Source organism: Aquimarina pacifica, assembly GCF_000520955.1.
Taxonomy (GTDB): domain Bacteria; phylum Bacteroidota; class Bacteroidia; order Flavobacteriales; family Flavobacteriaceae; genus Aquimarina; species Aquimarina pacifica.
This window is the reverse complement of record NZ_JACC01000046.1, coordinates 22,320-40,229: the sequence shown is the minus strand read 5'-3', so window position 1 is coordinate 40,229 and position 17,910 is coordinate 22,320. Positions and strand designations below refer to the sequence as shown.

General features: G+C 33.2%; 18 protein-coding genes. 7 read left to right on the top strand and 11 right to left on the bottom strand.

The window, feature by feature from the left end:
• Window positions 1-92 precede the first annotated feature (92 nt).
• Complete coding sequence (locus tag DZ60_RS0119120) at window positions 93-731, bottom strand: LysE family translocator (RefSeq protein WP_025743628.1); 639 nt, start codon at window positions 729-731, stop codon at window positions 93-95.
• 64 nt (window positions 732-795) lie between these two features.
• Complete coding sequence (locus DZ60_RS0119115) at window positions 796-1,830, bottom strand: quinone-dependent dihydroorotate dehydrogenase (RefSeq protein WP_025743627.1); 1,035 nt, start codon at window positions 1,828-1,830, stop codon at window positions 796-798.
• A 91-nt stretch (window positions 1,831-1,921) separates the two neighbouring features.
• Between DZ60_RS0119115 and pepT the strand changes: the two genes are divergently transcribed.
• Both pepT and DZ60_RS0119105 read left to right on the top strand, forming a co-directional pair.
• Window positions 1,922-3,172: a peptidase T gene (gene pepT, locus DZ60_RS0119110; RefSeq protein ID WP_025743626.1), complete on the top strand. Its 1,251-nt coding sequence runs from the start codon at window positions 1,922-1,924 to the stop codon at window positions 3,170-3,172.
• A 99-nt stretch (window positions 3,173-3,271) separates the two neighbouring features.
• Window positions 3,272-3,814: a hypothetical protein gene (locus DZ60_RS0119105; RefSeq protein WP_025743625.1), complete on the top strand. Its 543-nt coding sequence runs from the start codon at window positions 3,272-3,274 to the stop codon at window positions 3,812-3,814.
• Between the two features lie 44 nt (window positions 3,815-3,858).
• On the opposite strand, the gene DZ60_RS0119100 is transcribed toward DZ60_RS0119105, so the two are convergent.
• Window positions 3,859-4,281: a secondary thiamine-phosphate synthase enzyme YjbQ gene (locus DZ60_RS0119100; protein ID WP_025743624.1), complete on the bottom strand. Its 423-nt coding sequence runs from the start codon at window positions 4,279-4,281 to the stop codon at window positions 3,859-3,861.
• A gap of 355 nt (window positions 4,282-4,636) precedes the next feature.
• Between DZ60_RS0119100 and DZ60_RS0119095 the strand changes: the two genes are divergently transcribed.
• On the top strand, window positions 4,637-5,515 hold the full coding sequence (locus DZ60_RS0119095) for a mechanosensitive ion channel family protein (protein WP_241448761.1): 879 nt from the start codon (window positions 4,637-4,639) through the stop codon (window positions 5,513-5,515).
• A gap of 87 nt (window positions 5,516-5,602) precedes the next feature.
• Here DZ60_RS0119095 and yajC read toward each other — a convergent pair whose 3' ends face one another.
• From yajC to DZ60_RS0119075, 4 genes are all read right to left on the bottom strand, one after another.
• Complete coding sequence (gene yajC, locus DZ60_RS0119090; RefSeq protein WP_025743622.1) at window positions 5,603-5,893, bottom strand: preprotein translocase subunit YajC; 291 nt, start codon at window positions 5,891-5,893, stop codon at window positions 5,603-5,605.
• A gap of 3 nt (window positions 5,894-5,896) precedes the next feature.
• The gene (locus DZ60_RS0119085; RefSeq protein WP_025743621.1) at window positions 5,897-6,376 is read right to left on the bottom strand and encodes a DUF1573 domain-containing protein; all 480 of its coding nucleotides are present in this window, start codon (window positions 6,374-6,376) and stop codon (window positions 5,897-5,899) included.
• Window positions 6,377-6,427: 51 nt separating this feature from the next.
• Window positions 6,428-7,339 (bottom strand): transcription antitermination factor NusB, encoded by a 912-nt coding sequence (gene nusB / locus DZ60_RS0119080; RefSeq protein ID WP_034230180.1) that lies wholly within the window; start codon window positions 7,337-7,339, stop codon window positions 6,428-6,430.
• A 120-nt stretch (window positions 7,340-7,459) separates the two neighbouring features.
• On the bottom strand, window positions 7,460-8,563 hold the full coding sequence (locus DZ60_RS0119075; protein WP_025743619.1) for a Glu/Leu/Phe/Val dehydrogenase dimerization domain-containing protein: 1,104 nt from the start codon (window positions 8,561-8,563) through the stop codon (window positions 7,460-7,462).
• Between the two features lie 140 nt (window positions 8,564-8,703).
• Between DZ60_RS0119075 and DZ60_RS0119070 the strand changes: the two genes are divergently transcribed.
• The 3 genes from DZ60_RS0119070 to DZ60_RS0119060 all read left to right on the top strand — a co-directional run bounded on the left by DZ60_RS0119070 (window position 8,704) and on the right by DZ60_RS0119060 (window position 13,635).
• Entirely contained in the window at window positions 8,704-10,461 is a 1,758-nt protein-coding gene (locus tag DZ60_RS0119070; protein WP_025743618.1) for an ABC transporter ATP-binding protein, read from the top strand.
• Between the two features lie 78 nt (window positions 10,462-10,539).
• A complete protein-coding gene (locus DZ60_RS0119065) occupies window positions 10,540-10,935 on the top strand; it encodes a PUR family DNA/RNA-binding protein (RefSeq protein WP_025743617.1) in 396 nt (131 codons plus the stop codon).
• 186 nt (window positions 10,936-11,121) lie between these two features.
• Window positions 11,122-13,635: a M14 family metallopeptidase gene (locus DZ60_RS0119060; RefSeq protein ID WP_025743616.1), complete on the top strand. Its 2,514-nt coding sequence runs from the start codon at window positions 11,122-11,124 to the stop codon at window positions 13,633-13,635.
• A 140-nt stretch (window positions 13,636-13,775) separates the two neighbouring features.
• Here the strand turns inward: DZ60_RS0119060 and DZ60_RS0119055 are convergent, their stop codons facing one another.
• A complete protein-coding gene (locus DZ60_RS0119055; protein WP_025743615.1) occupies window positions 13,776-14,243 on the bottom strand; it encodes an Mpo1 family 2-hydroxy fatty acid dioxygenase in 468 nt (155 codons plus the stop codon).
• A 307-nt stretch (window positions 14,244-14,550) separates the two neighbouring features.
• Here DZ60_RS0119055 and DZ60_RS0119050 point away from each other — a divergent pair, with 307 nt between their 5' ends.
• The gene (locus DZ60_RS0119050) at window positions 14,551-15,105 is read left to right on the top strand and encodes a thioredoxin family protein (protein WP_025743614.1); all 555 of its coding nucleotides are present in this window, start codon (window positions 14,551-14,553) and stop codon (window positions 15,103-15,105) included.
• A 67-nt stretch (window positions 15,106-15,172) separates the two neighbouring features.
• On the opposite strand, the gene DZ60_RS0119045 is transcribed toward DZ60_RS0119050, so the two are convergent.
• The 3 genes from DZ60_RS0119045 to DZ60_RS0119035 form a co-directional block, all read right to left on the bottom strand.
• Entirely contained in the window at window positions 15,173-15,700 is a 528-nt protein-coding gene (locus DZ60_RS0119045; protein WP_025743613.1) for a YfiT family bacillithiol transferase, read from the bottom strand.
• A complete protein-coding gene (locus DZ60_RS0119040) occupies window positions 15,700-16,500 on the bottom strand; it encodes a hypothetical protein (protein WP_025743612.1) in 801 nt (266 codons plus the stop codon). Before DZ60_RS0119040 ends, DZ60_RS0119045 begins: the two co-directional genes overlap by 1 nt.
• A gap of 329 nt (window positions 16,501-16,829) precedes the next feature.
• A complete protein-coding gene (locus DZ60_RS0119035) occupies window positions 16,830-17,762 on the bottom strand; it encodes a peptidylprolyl isomerase (RefSeq protein ID WP_025743611.1) in 933 nt (310 codons plus the stop codon).
• Between the last annotated feature and the right edge of the window lie 148 nt (window positions 17,763-17,910).

The following is a 17,910-nucleotide window of genomic DNA, read 5'->3' as shown; positions in this document are numbered from 1 at the left end:
CTGAATTATGAATGTTTTTTTCAAAAAAAAACACTTCTAAAGCACTCCTAATACGTATTGGAAAGTCCACGGTTCTGAGTATAAAAATATAATTATTTATCTGAAAAAAGAATAAAAATTGCAATCCCAATAAAAACAATAATCTGTCCCCACTTTAAAACTCCTCCAACTTTAGGATTCCCTCTTAAATATTTCGAAATATGGCCCGCCAAAATTGCAATCAAACCAAAAACAATAAAAGAAACTATAATAAAAACAAGACCTAATATATAAAACTGTGTAGCTGTGCTCATTGTTTCATTAAATAAAAACCCTGGAAAAAAAGCCAAAAAAAATATTGAGACCTTAGGGTTTAATACGTTCATGATAAAACCTTGTTTAAATAATTCCCATAGCTTCTTTTTCTTTTTCTTTTTCTGTTTCTTTTCATCTGATAATTCTATAGCCGATTGGCTTCTCAATACCTTATATGCTAAGAAAAGTAAATATAACACCCCAAAAAGCTTAATAATAAAAAAAAGCAATTCACTTTGGCTAATAATAGCAGAAAAACCCAAAGCAACAAAAGTTGTGTGTATCAAACACCCTGTCATTAGCCCTGAGACAATGGTTAATCCATATTTTTTACCGTGTGCAACACTTTGAGTGAGCACAAATATGTTATCAGGACCTGGGGAACAGGCCAATAGGGCTGTCGCCAAAATAAAAGTATAAAGAATATCGTAATTCATTATCTTAATAACTGATTACAGGATAAAAATCAAGTCAAACCTGCCAATTAAGAAATTACAAACTTTATCCCTGTCGAAGGATAGCCTTATTAATATCTCTAATTAATCGAGGGCCTTCATAGATAAAACCTGTATATATTTGTACTAAACTGGCCCCAGCTTCAAGTTTTACCAAGGCATCTTCTGCACTATGTATACCCCCTACTCCAATAATAGGAAAAGCTTTATTACTATTTTCTGACAAATACTGTATTACTTTCGTGCTTTTGTCACGTATTGGTAAACCACTCAAACCACCGTTACCAATATTCTCTAGTTGCTCTTTCGAGGTTTTTAGTCCTTCTCTAGAAACAGAAGTATTACTAGCAATTACACCATCTAGATTTGTTTCTGCTATTAATTCTATTATTTCATCTAATTGATTTGTATTAAGATCAGGAGCTATTTTAAGGACAATAGGTTTTTGAACATCAAACTTGGCATTTTCTTTTTGCACAGCTCCTATTAATTCTAACAAATATACTTTATCATTGAGCTTAGCATGACTATTTACATTGGGGCAACTAACATTCAGTACAAAGTAATCAACATATGGATGCAAGGCATTAAAACATTGTAAATAATCTTCTGTATATGATTCTGGTTGCGTATCTGTATTCTTTCCTATGTTCCCCCCAATGATGAGCTTTCCTTTATTTTTCTTAAGCTGCCTTATCGCTGCCTCTAGTCCTTCATTATTGAACCCCATTCTATTGATAATCCCATGATCCGAAGTTAATCTAAACAGTCTTTGCTTAGGGTTCCCTTCTTGACCTCTTGGTGTAACGGTACCAATCTCAATACAACCAAACCCAAAATTCGCAAGTTCATTGTACAAAACAGCATTCTTATCAAAACCTGCTGCTAACCCGACTGGGTTCTTAAACCTAAGACCAAATACCTCTCGTTCTAAGCGAGGGTCATTTATCTGATATAAAGTTCTAAATAATGATGATACCAAAGGGATTTTGCATAACACTCGAATCATCCTGAATGTAAAATGGTGTACTTTTTCGGGGTCAAACAAAAAGAACAGTGGGCGTATTAGAAGTTTATACATTAAATATGGTTTTTCCTATGCAAAAATAAGTTATCCAAGGTTCTAATAAAAGTGTATTTTTGAATTCTTCAGACACAAAAATTTTCAGAGTATGATTTCGAAACAACACATCATTGATCGATTTATTGGTTACGTCACTATTGATACAGAAAGTGATCCAGAAAGTAATACGACTCCCAGTACCAAAAAGCAGTGGGATCTCGCTAATAAATTAGTAGAAGAATTAAAAAAAATTGGGCTTGAAGATGTTTCTATTGATGAGCATGCTTATATTATGGCTACTGTTCCTTCTAATGTAGATCAACCCGTGCCCACAATAGGTTTTATATCGCACTTTGATACAACTCCTGATTTTACGGGGGCCAATGTAAACCCTCAAATTATAGAAAATTATGATGGAAAAGATATTGTATTAAATGCTTCAGAAAACCATATCCTATCACCAGATTATTTTGAAGACCTTAAACAATATAAGGGCCAGACATTAATTACAACAGACGGCACTACACTATTAGGTGCAGATGATAAGGCCGGGATTGCCGAAATTATTACAGCAATGGAATACCTGATAGAACATCCCGAAATTAAACACGGAAAAATACGCATTGCATTTACACCTGATGAAGAAATAGGACGAGGTGCTCACAAATTTGATGTTCAAAAATTTGGTGCCGACTGGGCATATACAATGGATGGTAGTCAAATTGGAGAACTTGAATATGAAAATTTTAATGCTGCAGGAGCATTAGTAACCATAAAAGGAAAAATTGTACATCCTGGATATGCCAAAGGAAAAATGATCAATAGCTTGTATATTGCCCAAGACTTTATCAGCTCATTACCTCGACTAGAAACACCGGAGCACACCACAGGAAGAGAAGGTTTTTTTCACCTTCATACCGTAGAAGGTGATGTCGAAGAAACAAAATTGCAATATATAATTAGAGATCATGACCGTAAGCATTTTGAGGCTAGAAAAGAAATGATCAATCAACTTGCGACAGAAATTAATAGCCGACATAGTAATGAAATAATTACTGTAGACATAAAGGATCAGTATTATAATATGCGCGAAAAGATAGAACCAGTAATGCATATTATTGATATTGCAGAAGAAGCAATGAAATCCCTTGACATTACTCCTATTATTAAACCTATACGAGGAGGGACAGATGGTTCACAACTTAGCTTTATGGGGTTACCTTGTCCCAATATTTTTGCCGGAGGGCATAATTTTCATGGGCGATATGAATATGTTCCTGTAGAAAGTATGATAAAAGCTGTAGAGGTAATTGTAAGAATTGTAGAATTAACAGCAAGCAAAGAAAAAAGTCTTATTTAAAAATATTCTAAATAATAAAGCAACCCTATTCTATTTTTTTCATCTTTGGTTTGAAATACTCTTCTAATGAAGAAATTGGGAAAACATATAAAACACAATATGAAAAAGTTTTTTTTATCGGTAGTATGTATCGTAATATCATTTTATCAAGGACAAGGACAAAATGAAGGAAATAATGAAAATAAACATGAGTTTAGGCTTGATGCCCTAGAGATTTTAGCCACTCCTAGTATCGATATTAGCTATGAGTATGTAATAAATAAATTTTCTGGTGCTGGGATTACAACTTACTTATCTTTAGGGGATACTGATAATGTGTTTCCGAAATATGCATTCGACCCATATTTTAGGCAATATTTTCTAAATAAACAGGATTTTGGAGCACGCGGATTATTTGTAGAAGGTCTTGTTCGTTTTGCAGGTGGAGAAAATGAAACAGATATTGTAGGTATAGGAAGCAATAGCTTGGGTACCGATAATTGGTTTGATATTGGTGTGGGTTTTGTCATTGGACAAAAGTGGACCAGTCAAAACGGATTTGTTTTTGAAATCAGTTTAGGAGGTGGAAGATATTTTCTTGATGACAATGACAATATTGGCTTCTTAAAAGGAGGAATCCTAATTGGATATCGTTTATTTTAGGAACAAACAACATGTGTTAAAAATTAGTTTTTGACTACATAATATCACTCTCCAAAAGCCGTTAGAACTAACTTTCTGAAACCACCATTATCTCTATGCTCGCAAAGATAAACACCTTGCCAGGCACCTAGATTTAATTGCCCGTTTGTAATGGGTACTTGAACTGATGCTCCCATCAAAGATGACTTAATATGGGCCGGCATATCATCAGGCCCTTCATATGTATGGATATAATATGGTGCATTTTCGGGTACCATAACATTCATATGATGCTCAAAATCATGTCTTACAGTTGGGTCTGCATTCTCATTAATTGTTAAGCTTGCAGAGGTATGCTTGATAAACACATGAAGCTGGCCTACCTTTATTTTTGAGATTTCCGATAACTCAGCAACAATAATATTTGTAATAAGATGAAACCCTCTTTTATAATAAGGGAGCTTTATCTCTTTTTGAAAGAAATTCATTTTATTTATTTTATAAGTATTAAACAAATAGCTTCATCGACACCAAACCGTATCAAAATATACTAGTTCCTATATAAATATCACCATACCTTCGAACTGCTATTAACTTACTTATCATATTAATAGCATAAATTAATCGAAAAAAAAGGACATTCGTATTCCCACAAATTTAACGTATCAATGACATAGGTATTAAAAATATACTACAACCTACTTTATTCAAAATTGTAATAAAAACAATTTATCGATTTTTCTATACTTTAAGCGGTTTTAATACTTTTTTGAGAATCAAGTATTGGAGTTCCTTTTTTTGAAATGGTAGATTTAAAAAATAAAAAATAACTAAAATTAAATCATGCAAACAACAGAAAAAGTTATGGATACTGCAGTTACTGCAACTTCAGAGGCAGGAGGAACTATTATGAATTCATTAGGAGGTTTTTTTAACTCTATACAAGAAGGTGTAGGACAATATGGGCTTAAAATAGTTGGGGGAATTGTTGCCCTAATTATTGGTTTATGGATTGTAAAAATAATCATGAAAGCAATTAAGAAAGCTTTTGATAAAAGTAAAGTAGACAGCACATTAAAACCTTTTTTGGTAACCTTGGTTGGTTTTTTACTAAAAGTACTTCTATTCATCTCTATCGCTGGTATCGTAGGAATTCCTACAGCTACTTTTGCAGCACTTTTGGCAGCAGTAGGCCTAGCTATTGGTGGTGCATTTAATGGATCTTTGGGACATATGGCTGCAGGCGTAATGCTTTTAATCTTTAAACCTTTTAAAGTTGGAGACCTTATAGAAACCGGAGGCAAACTTGGATTTGTAAAAGAAATTTCTGTATTCGTTACAATTCTTGAAACTTTTCAAAACAAGACCGAGATTATTCCTAATGGGGCGATCACATCGGGCACTATTACCAACCTAACAATGATAGGGAACCTAAGAGTAGACATGCCCTTTGGCATTCAGTATGGAACCAATATAGAAAATGCAAAACAAATAGTAATGGATGTTCTCAAAGCCGATGAAAACGTCATGAAAACACCAGAACCTAGAGTTGCAGTAAATAACCTAGGAGCTAATGGTGTTGAGCTATTAGCGCTTCCATATGCTACATGCGATAATTACTGGGATGTATATTGGGATACAAGACAAAAAATTGTTGAAGCATTAGGTAAAGCAAGCTATGATGCTCCGCTACCTCAGAGAATTGTTACTATGAAAAGCTAAAAAAACCTCTTTTTACCGTAATAATTGAATAAAAAAAGCGCGATAAAACATACAGTTTAATCGCGCTTTTTACAAGTAGGCTAGTTATTACTTCTTCTCTGCCGGTTGATTTAACTTCTGACTCATCTCTAATGAAATAGCAGACTTATCATATGTTAATTTACCCGATCCTGTTTCTATAATAACAGCGTTGTTTTTTTCACTGAAGTCAAATACTTTTCCATGAAGACCGCTTTTTGTAATAACTCGATCTCCTTTTTTTAAATCTTCAGTAAACTTTTTTTCTTTCTTTGCCTTTTGCATTTGCGGACGTATCATAAAAAAGTACATCACTACAAAAATTAATATAAAGGGAAGAAATTGTTGTATTTGATCCATAAATTATTCCGCTGCTGGTGTTCCGCTTGCTGGTTTAGCTTTTGGAGTCACTGACGCTTTTATTTTAATAATTTCTTTTCCAGCTTCTGTATTTGCTGTAATAGTTACTTGTTTTGTTTGTTGGTTTGGTTTTCCGTTAGAATTAAACTTAACTAACATCTCACCTGTAGCACCTGGAGCAATTGGCTCTTTTGGCCATTCTGGCACCGTACAACCACAACTTCCTTTAGCACTAACAATTACTAATGGAGCTTTTCCTGTATTTGTAAATTCAAATTTATGTTCTACAACATCTCCTTCATTGATAGTTCCAAAATCATGCTCTGTTTCGGCAAAAGCCATTACAGGAAAATCTGTATTTTTTGCATCACGATCGGCTGCTATTTCTACGTTTTCTTCTTTAACCTTTTCTACCGCTTTGTCTTTACAAGACATTACTGTCATTGCGAAAACTCCGGCCAAAACTAGGATTCCTTTTTTCATTACTTAAGTTTTTAATTATTTGAGCGTTAAAAATACTATTTTTTCTAAATATTACATAAGTCCGCGGCCTACTTTGTTTAATTTACCACTTTCTAAGTATTCTTTAGAAATTTTATCTAAAATTCCGTTTATAAAAATACTGCTTTTGGGTGTACTATACTCCTTAGCAATTTCTAAATATTCGTTAATTGTTACTTTTACGGGAATAGATGGAAATTTTACAAACTCACAAATAGCCATTTTTATTATTGCCTTATCAAGTTCTGCAATACGATCCTGATCCCAATTAGGTGTTTTACCATCAATCTCTTTAGAAAACTCACTTGCATTAAGTGTTGTCTTTCTAAAAATGTCTCTGGCAAATTTTTTATCTTCTACATCCTTATAAAGTTTTGGCAAGGACATTGTCTCATCGTGAGAAGATTTTATCTTACGAAGCATTTTAATAATTGACGTATTAACAAGAGGTAAATCATCAACCCACGTTAATTTTTTATCTTCAATATACTCGTACAACTTATCATTTGGAGCTATAATCTCTTTAAAAACATCAAGGATAAAATCTCTATCTTCTTTAAAGGTACTTACTTTAGTGCTCATGTATGTAGTATATAAGTCACTTTCTTTTATTTCCTTCCATAAAATACTCACGTACTCATCATCTAACTCCCAACAATTAAGTCTTTTGTTATCAATTTCATCCTTAAGCTGAAGGTTTTTCTCTAATAATACTAATAATGTATTATTGACGAACTTTGTATTCGGGTTTTTTTCCTCGGAGGTTGCCAAATGCTTTTTCTGGCTTTTTTCAATTAAATCAGCAGCTTGCTTTTTAATTTCCACCAAAAGCTGAAGATTTATAAGAAATAAATCATACATCTTATCAATACTAAAAAGAAGAAACTTTTCTTCTTTTTCTATATTTTCACTTTGCGTCTGCGCTATTGAATAGAGCGACTGCATAACTTTTACTCTAATATGTCTTCTGGTTAACATAGAAAATTACAAAGAACTTTATATTAAAAAAGGGCAAAAATTTGCCTTAAATTTTGCCCTACAAAAATAGTATTATTTTTAACGTACTTACCTAAAAACTTCTTTTTTTCTAAATGCTATTCTATCTTCAGCAATACTAAGTGCTGAGGCGTTTGTCGTCATATTAGTAGCTTTTGCTTTATTCAAAATATCTAGAGTAGTATCATAAATATTTTCTGTTTTAGAAATAATATGGTCGCGATTGTATCCTTCAATTTCTGCAAATACATTTATTATACCTCCTGCGTTAATTAAGAAATCCGGAGCATACACAATCCCTTTATTTTGCAATTTAGCACCGTGTATTTCCTCATTTGATAATTGATTATTTGCTGCACCAGCAATCACTTTTATTTTAAGATCATCAATGGTTTTATCATTTATTGTTGCTCCCAAAGCGCATGGAGCATAAATATCAGCAGCTTCAGCATAAAGATTATTTCCTCTATATATAGTTGCCCCATATGCCTTGGCTACTTTTTCTAATCGTTCTTGATTAATATCACTGATGACCACATCAGCTCCTTCTTTTGAGGTAAGTCGTACTAGTTCCTCTCCGACATGCCCTATACCTTCTATGAGAATTCGTTTTCCCTTAAGATCATTGTTCCCAAAGGCAAACTTTGTTGCTGCTTTCATTCCCATATATACGCCATAAGCTGTCACAGGTGATGGGTTTCCTGCTCCCCCATTGGCCTCAGAAATACCCGTTACATAAGGAGTCACCTCTCGTATGGTATCCATATCTGATGTTTCCATCCCCACATCTTCTGCCGTATAATATGTTCCTCCCAATGTATGTACAAACTTACCAAATCGTTTCATAAGTTCTGGCGTCTTTATTTTTGATGGTTCTCCTATTATAACCGCTTTACCGCCTCCGAGATTAAGACCTGTAATTGCCGCTTTATAGGTCATACCTCTAGATAATCTTAGAACATCATTAAGAGCATCCCATTCTGTGGCATAATTGTACATACGCGTCCCTCCTAGAGCAGGTCCTAAAATTGTGTTATGCACACCAATAATTGCCTTCAATCCTGTATCTTTGTCATGACAAAAAACAATTTGTTCATGATCATCAAAAGATAATTGACCAAATACGGGAGACTCTTTTTTTAATTGATTTGCAGTAAACATTTCGGTTATCATGATATAAAATTTTTAACTTATAAAATTACATTATACGTAAAATACAGGTGCTAAAATAACTTGTTTTTACATAAAATTCATTAATACGATGTTAATTTTATTAATTTATTAATAATTTAAATTCAAAACCTTAACTCCACATGCGGGCATTACGTCATTTAAACAAATATTTTTTATTATATAAGTATCGCCTTATCATTGGACTAATAATTACTATTGTTGCTAGAATTTTTGCGACTATGGTCCCTACATTAGTAGGAGACTCTGTTGATGTAGTTGAACAATATATAAATCATGAGATTACAGATATCTCAGAAGTAAAAAATGGCCTAATTCTGAACATCCTTCTTATACTTGGTGCAGTATTAATATCGGCATTCTTTACCTTTTTGATGCGTCAAACCTTTATAGTCGTATCCAGATTTATTGAGTTTGATCTAAAAAACGAAGTATTTGAGCACTATGAGAAATTATCACTTAATTTTTATAAAAAAAATAGAACTGGTGATCTCATGAATCGTATTAGCGAGGATGTATCAAAAGTAAGAATGTATGTCGGTCCTGCAATTATGTATAGTGTAAACACGATTACTTTATTTATAGTTGTGATTGGATATATGGTTAGTATCGCCCCAGAACTTACCCTTTATACAGTTGCCCCATTACCTATACTATCTATTTCTATATATAAACTTAGCGTTGCGATTCATAAAAGAAGTACCATCGTTCAAGAATTCTTGTCTAAGTTAACAACGTTTACACAAGAATCCTTTAGTGGTATTAGTGTAATAAAAGCATATGGAATTGAACCTCAAACACACCAAAATTTCTCTGATCTGTCAAATACTAGTAGAGATAAAAACTTAGATCTAACCAAAGTTCAAGCTTTATTCTTTCCATTAATGGTTTTATTAATCGGATGCAGTAATCTCTTGGTAATCTATATCGGTGGTAATCAATTTATCGAAGGAAAGATACAGGATCTTGGTGTAATAGTTGAGTTTATCATATTTGTTAACATGTTAACCTGGCCTGTTGCGACAGTAGGTTGGGTAAGCTCAATTGTACAGCAAGCTGAAGCATCGCAAACAAGAATTAATGAATTTTTAAGTCAAGAACCAGAAATCACTAATACAATTACGACTCAGACACCTATTGGAGGAGATATTAGTTTTGATAATGTTTCTTTTATATATGACGACACAAATATTACAGCTCTAAAATCTATTAGTTTTGAGGTCAAAAAAGGAGAAACCATAGGAATCATTGGCAAAACAGGGTCGGGTAAATCTACTATATTAGATTTAATAGGTAGACTTTATGATGTATCCGAAGGAGAAATACGTATTGATGGAGTTCCTATTAAAAACTTAAATCTAATAGATTTAAGAAAACACATTGGTTATGTTCCTCAAGATGCTTTTTTGTTTAGCGACAGTATAAAAAACAATATAAAATTTGGTGATCAAAATGCATCAAATGAAGAAGTCTATGAAGCAGCAAAAAATGCAGTAGTTCATAATAACATTAAAGATTTCTCAAATGGATATGACACGGTACTGGGAGAACGTGGTATTACACTATCAGGAGGTCAAAAACAACGTGTTTCGATTGCAAGAGCAATTATAAAAAAACCTTCCATATTGCTTTTTGATGATTGTTTATCTGCTGTAGATACAGAAACAGAAGAAGAGATCTTACAAAATCTGAATGCCATTTCTAAAGATAAAACCACTTTCATTGTAAGTCATAGGGTATCTACAACTAAAAATACAAATAAAATTATCGTGCTTAAAGAAGGCGAAATAATACAGCAAGGCACTCACAATCAACTAATAAGGACAGAAGGATACTATAAAGAACTCTATTTAAAACAACTTAACGAAAAAGAAACTTGAGTTTTTTTTGTCCGATTAACAATTTTTTTGGATTTTTGAAAGCATCATAGCAGATTAATTAATTAATACATACGGATCATGAGTGATAATGAAATGATGGATAAAGAAGAAATTTTCTCAAAAGTTTTAAGAGCAGGGAGAAGAACGTATTTTTTTGACGTTAGGGCTACAAAAGCAGGGGACTACTATTTGACAGTAACCGAAAGTAAAAAGTTCACCAATGATGATGGATCTTTTCACTATAAGAAACATAAAATCTATCTTTATAAAGAAGACTTTGTTGGTTTTACAGAAATCTTGAATGAGATGACTCAATTCATTGTCGAAGAAAAAGGCGAAGAAGTGATTAGTGAAAGACATCAGAAAGATTTCCAGAAATCGTATGAAAAAGAAACAACCCAAGATGTTGAAAAACAAGAACAGGTTGCTGTATCAACAGAAAGCTTTACAGATGTAAGCTTTGACGATATTTAGAATAGAAAACACACACTTTAGTTAAAGTTATCTAAACCGCTTCATATACATGAAGTGGTTTTTTTATATTCAGCATCGAAGTACACACAACGTCAGTTATACGCACCAACGATACATACAAAATGTACATACTATTATCATTATTCGTTGGTACTTTAGACTGATTCTCTAACATCGATTATGCGTATGAAATACATATTAATTACTCTATTTGTTTTTACCTATCACAGCGCTTTCTCTCAAAGCGACATATCACTGGATTACTATTTACCCAAAGGCATTACTTATAATTCAGAAATCCCCACACCACAAAGCAATATTGGTTATATTCCTGGAAAATGGCATGTAACCCATGATAAACTTGTGAACTACATGCGGGCATTAGCAAAAGCTTCTCCTAGAATTACGATAGAGGAACGAGGAAAAACCTTTGAAGACCGCCCTATCATCCTTCTAACTATTACCTCAGAAAAAAATCATAATAACCTAAATGAAATAAAAAAACACCATTACAAACTTACTGAGGATACTGAAAAAACTATTTCTTTAGAAAAACTTCCAACTGTAGTGTATCAAGGGTTCTCTATTCATGGCAATGAACCTAGTGGCTCTAATGCCTCATTGCTAACTGCATATTATCTTGCTGCAGCTCAAGGAGAAGAAATAGAACAATTGCTCGACTCTGTGGTAATACTTCTTGACCCTTCATTAAACCCTGATGGTCTGCAACGTTTTGCATATTGGGCCAATACCAATAAAAGCAAAAATATAAGTACAGATCCTCAAGATCGTGAATATAATGAGGTATGGCCAGGTGGGCGTACCAATCATTATTGGTTTGATATGAATCGCGATTGGTTACCTGTACAACTTCCAGAATCCAGAGCAAGAATTAAAACTTTTCATGAATGGTACCCTAATATCCTTACCGATCATCACGAAATGGGTTCTAATAGTACTTTCTTTTTTCAACCTGGAATTCAATCAAGAACACATCCGCTAACACCCCAATTAAATCAAAAATTGACAAAAAAAATAGCCAACTATCACGCTAGTGCTTTAGACACTATTGGCTCACTTTATTATACCGAGGAAAATTTTGATGACTTTTATTATGGTAAGGGATCTACTTTTCCTGATATTAATGGGGGTATTGGTATCTTATTCGAGCAAGGAAGCTCTAGAGGGCATGCTCAACAAACCGATAATGGGCTTCTTACTTTTCCTTTTACAATACGAAATCAGTTTACCACAGCACTTTCTACTCTCAAAGCTGCCAAAGTAATGCGTACAGAATTACTCGGATACAAAAGAGACTTTTTTGCAAATGCAAAAAAAGAAGTTTCGAATGATTGTTACATTTTCGGTAACGAGAAAGACGCCGCCTCATCTTATCATCTGGCAGAAATTCTAAAAAGACACAAGATCTCTGTATATAGACCAAAACAGGATCTAACCATTGAACGCAAAAAATTCAAAAGTCAATACAGCTACATAGTACCAAAAAAACAACGTCAATATCGATTATTACAAGCCATGTTCGAAAAACGAACGTCATTTAAAGACAGTTTGTTTTATGACATTTCTGCTTGGACATTTCCCTTAGCTTTTAATCTTGACTATGCAGATAATATTTCTATATCTGAAATCGGAACAGAAGTTAAAACCCTTAAACATCGATCAATCAAAAAAACTCTCAAAAGTAATTATGCCTACTTGATGCAATGGCATGAATATTATAGCCCGAAGGCTTTATACCAAATTCTATCAAAAAAGTTACGTGCCAAAGTAGGGATGGAACCTTTTTCTCTAGAGGATAACGCTTATGACTATGGCACCATATTAATCCCAGTTCAAAATCAAACATTAAACAGTGATGAATTACATTCTTTTTTACAGAAGATTGCTATTGAAAATCATATTGATATTACTGGCGTATCTACTGGACTTACAGAAGGAATTGATTTGGGAAGTAATCAGTTTAGAGCGGTATCACTACCAAAAATTGCACTTATAACGGGTACAGGAATTACTTCTTATGACTCTGGTGAAATTTGGCACCTATTAGATCAACGATATGACATTCCTATCACTAAACTAACAACCGAAAGCATTGCTATATCTGATTTATCTAGGTATACTCATATTGTACTACCTAATAGCTGGCAACAAAGCTTACACAAAAGAGAAGCAGAAATACTCAAACAGTGGATCCAAAGAGGTGGTACACTAATCGGCTATAGAAATGCTGCTCAGTTTTTTAAAAATAATAAACTTATAAATATCGAATTTGTAACCTCTGAAAACATTGCAAAGAATATCTCTTTTGAGCAAAAACGAAAGTTTCATGATGCCCAAAGAATTGGAGGCGCTATTTTTGAAGCAAATCAGGATAGATCACACCCAATTAATTTTGGCTATCATAACGACAAAATTTCATTATTCAGAAACACTACCTTGTTTATAAAACCTAATGAACAAAGTTACAACAACCCTATTAAATACAGTAAAAACCCACTTCTTAGTGGCTACATAAGCAAAAAAAATCTAGATTCATTATCAGGTACTGTACCATTTGTACACACTCATTTAGGAAAGGGAAATGTTATTTTATTTACCGATAATACGAATTTCAGAGCATTTTGGTACGGCACTAACAAATTACTAATGAATGCCATTTTCTTTGATAACGAAATGTAAGTTAAGCTAGAAACCCTTAACATAAAAATACCCGTAAGACTAAAAAAGAACAAATTTTCATTTGTTCTTTTTTTGAATCTTATAATCCGAAATACGTATTTTCTAACAAAAACCTACTGTCTTTAACATCTAAAAAACGATTAGGATTTCTTTCCAAACATTTTTTGAATGACCCATGCAGGGCCTATCAATAAATATTGTAAGTCTTTTATAAAAGATGGTTTTTTACCCTCTAATTTGTGGCCATAAAATTGCCCTAGCCAAGCAATGACAAAAATTGCTATCGAAGCAATCCATAAGGAAACAAATTGACCTAAGTAGTAATTACCAACAATACAAAGAGCAGAAAAAACTATTATTTGTAATGCCATTTTTATAGACAATCTGATATAAAAAAACACTACTAGTAATAACACAATAAAGGCCCAATTTTCTATAAATGGATTCGTACCAGGGATGATTGAGGCTAAAAAACCACTAGGGATGCTCATTAACAGACCTACTACCGAAAAAACTATTGCAGGGACACAAACAAAATGAATTGCAATATTAGTCTTGTTTTGATGACTTACTGCATATTCGCTAAACCAAGTTTCTAAAGATTTCATCAATTATAAAGTTTATGATTAACAAATGGGTATACTAAACGTGGGCATTCTTAACAAAGCTATATTTAGAAAACTCTTTCTATAGCATTTTGCCCATAACACATCTTTCATACCTTACAAAGGTATTTTCTAATGCCCCTAAGATACTATTTTTTCTACGCATTAGAAAACTAAGACCATTCCATGACCAATACACTTCCAATATATTTTCTCCCCAATTTAGGCCACACAAGAAAAATTATCCAATTATTTAAAATTAATCTGCTATAAAAATTGTAATTTCAGATCTTCCAAAAAAAGTAAACATATGGCTCGTACAGAATCCACCATGTTACCTCTAGGTACAGTAGCTCCCGATTTTAATCTTGTTGATAGTGTTACCAACAACCAAGTTTCCTTAGAGAATATTGCAGGACAAAAAGGAACCGTAATTATGTTTATTTGTAACCATTGTCCTTTTGTTATACATGTCAATGAAGAAATCGTTAGGATAGCCAATGATTACAGAACACAAGGATTTGGTTTCGTTGCCATTAGCAGCAATGATATTGAAAAATATCCGCAAGATGGCCCAAAATTAATGTGGAAAACTGCGCAAAAAAACAACTACACTTTTCCATATTTATATGATGAGAGTCAAGAAATCGCTAAGGCATATGACGCAGCATGCACGCCAGATTTTTATCTATTTGATGCGAACTTAAAATTAATTTATAGAGGCCAACTCGATGATTCTAGACCCGGAAATGGAATACCTGTTAATGGTCGTGATCTAAGACAAGCACTTGATGCTGTATTGAGAAATGCTCTAGTATCAACAATTCAAAAACCAAGTATTGGTTGCAATATCAAATGGAAATAATTATGTATCAAAACTGCTGAATTAAAATCTCATACTTTAAACCTAATACAGTATGATATTTTAAATATTAGGACAAGTCAGCAACTATTTTCAGATGCGCCAAATGGTGATTACCATGCCAAGCATATATACCAATATCTTCTGCCAGAGAAATAACTGTATCACCTTCTGGATGTATAAATTCTTTTTGAAGATCATTACTTGACAAACCCTTTAAAAAGTAAACCCACTTAGCATGTAAGGCAGTAATAAGATCCAATGATAAATAAATAGGTGCAGATTTCGTATCAAATAATTCTGCCCATAAATGCTCATGATATGCCTTAATAACAGGAGTGTTTTCTGTTAGTGCCCATTTAAACCTTATGTACCCATTATGGTGACTATCATGAATATGGTGTATAACCTGTCTGGCAGTCCATCCTGCATTTCGATACGGAGTTTCTAATTGTACTTCTGTAAAACCAGAAACAAGATTAGATAGTTTTGAAGGAAGGTTTTCTATATCTGATATCCAATTTTCTATATGTTGTTGTGTTATAATTTCTGGACAGTCAAACTGCCCAATAGGATATCTTTTTTTATCATCTGCCATTATCGTTCTACTTTGGCATACACGAACTCTTCATTAGAAAACAAATCTGTCAAAGAAAGTATATTTTCATTAATGTCATTTATCTTATATCTATAAATTCGATTATCCATAGGAAAAAAGCAAACTAAGACACTGTTATCCTCAATTCTGGTTTTCAATCGATTTGCAAATTGTCCGTTATAAAAATTAAACCGTATTGTTCCGTCAAAAACAAGGTAATCATCAGTATTTTCAATAAAAATCCACTTTCCTTGTAATGCCTCATAGGTTCCTCGATTGTAAAACTTATTATCCAAAAGTCCTTTCATTTTCTTAGCGTAACTAAGAAATTTTTTTTCAGGAGAAATTGTAGAAATAGGCACACCCGTTTTATTAAAACTTACTTGTTTTCCATTATTGTAAAAATGGTGGGATTGATACTTAACATACGTATTCTCATAATCTTTTACCTTTTGACCAAAATCATTCGTGGTATCTTGATAGATATTCTGACTATAGTTTACATAAATCAATTGGTCATTCCAAAAATAAAATGATGTTAGAATATCTGCTGTGGGTGTACCAACTTTCCTGATTATTTTTTTTAAACGTTCATGCTCATAATAACCATTCAACTCGGCACCATGATCAGGAATCTTATCAAGAAACTCTTCGGGTTCTAAAAAAAATGTCTCGAATTCTGTGTAACTATCTATGATCTCCATTTGATCATTGATATCTTCAAGTATACTCTGACTTTCTTGGGCATGGCATATGAGCATACCACAAACGGCAATAATAACACTACTGACTTTTTTCATTCTCTAGGGGGTAAAAAACAGAGTAAATATAACTAAAAGAGAAGTTAAATCCCTTATCGAATGTGATTTAACAGAATATTTACTGAAAAAAAAACTGAAAAAAAACTTTAATTAATCAAAAAAATATGAAATCCCTCTTTTGATAGTGTTTTTTTTATCATTAAATCAATACGCTACACCCTTTATTTTTGTTTCCTTAATAATGTTACTTTTCAAAAAAAAAGTAACATCTAATAATTTTTCAACCATCCAAGGATTATAACTAAAACGAAAAAAAAGCCTTAAGTACTTTAGACCTAAGGCTTTTCTTTGTTATTTTATTCTATATTTTATTTTACTTCCATTAATTCAACATCAAAAATTAGTGTTGCATTTGGGGGAATCACTCCTCCGGCTCCATTTGCTCCATATCCAAGATGTGGTGGTATAACAAACCTTGCCTTATCTCCTACGTGTAGCAATGATATACCTTCATCCCATCCCGGAATTACTTGTCCTACTCCTAAAGGAAAATCAATTGGCTGATTGCGTTTGAATGAGGAATCAAAAACGGTTCCGTCAGTTAGGCTACCTTTATAGTGCACAGAAACTGTTTTCCCTTTCTCTGCTTTTACACCATCACCCTTTTGAATCATTTGATAGCGTAACCCACTTTCAGTCTTATCAAAACCAGCTGCAATTTCTTCTAATAAATCTTCTGCTTTTTTCTTTGCTGCAGCTTCTCTCTCTGCTTTAGCCCCATTAAAAACTCTAAAAGTTTCAGTCGCATTAAAACCTTCTGCCTTAGCGCCCACTCGTTGAATTTCTAACGATTCTATCTCATCTCCTTGCTCTATAGCGTTAACCACATCAAGGCCTTCAACTACTTTTCCGAAAACCGTATGTTTACCATCTAACCATGCCGTTTCTGTATGTGTAATAAAGAATTGACTCCCATTAGTTCCTGGTCCTGCATTTGCCATAGATAATACCCCCGGTCCATCATGCTTAAGGTCAGGATGAATCTCATCATCAAATTGATACCCAGGACCACCTGCTCCTGTACCTTGTGGATCTCCTCCTTGAATCATAAAATCTGCAATTACTCTATGAAATTTAAGTCCATTATAATATGGTTTTCCTTGAGGAATTACCTGATTCTCTATAGTCCCTTCTGCCAGACCAACAAAATTACCAACGGTTCCTGGAGTCTTCTCAAACTCCAAATTCACCAAAATACTTCCTTTTGTTGTATTAAATTTTGCGTACAATCCTTCTTGCATAGCGATTTATGTTTTTTAAAAAATTAAGGTGACAAAGATAACCAATTGAAGGGGGTTAAAAAACAGTAGGATTGTTTTAATGGTAAAACAATCCTATTTTTTTCAGATTACAAAAACACGAATAGAAATACTCTTTATAAACCCAAGA

Coding starts and splice junctions, on each gene's coding strand:
- DZ60_RS0119045 (WP_025743613.1), bottom strand. CDS start 15,700: ATGGCAGATGATAAAAAAAGATATCCTATTGGGCAGTTTGACTGTCCA.
- DZ60_RS0119035 (WP_025743611.1), bottom strand. CDS start 17,762: ATGCAAGAAGGATTGTACGCAAAATTTAATACAACAAAAGGAAGTATT.
- DZ60_RS0119040 (WP_025743612.1), bottom strand. CDS start 16,500: ATGAAAAAAGTCAGTAGTGTTATTATTGCCGTTTGTGGTATGCTCATA.
- DZ60_RS0119070 (WP_025743618.1), top strand. CDS start 8,704: ATGCGGGCATTACGTCATTTAAACAAATATTTTTTATTATATAAGTAT.
- DZ60_RS0119100 (WP_025743624.1), bottom strand. CDS start 4,281: ATGAATTTCTTTCAAAAAGAGATAAAGCTCCCTTATTATAAAAGAGGG.
- yajC (WP_025743622.1), bottom strand. CDS start 5,893: ATGGATCAAATACAACAATTTCTTCCCTTTATATTAATTTTTGTAGTG.
- DZ60_RS0119105 (WP_025743625.1), top strand. CDS start 3,272: ATGAAAAAGTTTTTTTTATCGGTAGTATGTATCGTAATATCATTTTAT.
- DZ60_RS0119060 (WP_025743616.1), top strand. CDS start 11,122: ATGAAATACATATTAATTACTCTATTTGTTTTTACCTATCACAGCGCT.
- DZ60_RS0119085 (WP_025743621.1), bottom strand. CDS start 6,376: ATGAAAAAAGGAATCCTAGTTTTGGCCGGAGTTTTCGCAATGACAGTA.
- DZ60_RS0119115 (WP_025743627.1), bottom strand. CDS start 1,830: ATGTATAAACTTCTAATACGCCCACTGTTCTTTTTGTTTGACCCCGAA.
- DZ60_RS0119055 (WP_025743615.1), bottom strand. CDS start 14,243: ATGAAATCTTTAGAAACTTGGTTTAGCGAATATGCAGTAAGTCATCAA.
- pepT (WP_025743626.1), top strand. CDS start 1,922: ATGATTTCGAAACAACACATCATTGATCGATTTATTGGTTACGTCACT.
- DZ60_RS0119075 (WP_025743619.1), bottom strand. CDS start 8,563: ATGATAACCGAAATGTTTACTGCAAATCAATTAAAAAAAGAGTCTCCC.
- DZ60_RS0119120 (WP_025743628.1), bottom strand. CDS start 731: ATGAATTACGATATTCTTTATACTTTTATTTTGGCGACAGCCCTATTG.
- DZ60_RS0119065 (WP_025743617.1), top strand. CDS start 10,540: ATGAGTGATAATGAAATGATGGATAAAGAAGAAATTTTCTCAAAAGTT.
- DZ60_RS0119095 (WP_241448761.1), top strand. CDS start 4,637: ATGCAAACAACAGAAAAAGTTATGGATACTGCAGTTACTGCAACTTCA.
- nusB (WP_034230180.1), bottom strand. CDS start 7,339: ATGCAGTCGCTCTATTCAATAGCGCAGACGCAAAGTGAAAATATAGAA.
- DZ60_RS0119050 (WP_025743614.1), top strand. CDS start 14,551: ATGGCTCGTACAGAATCCACCATGTTACCTCTAGGTACAGTAGCTCCC.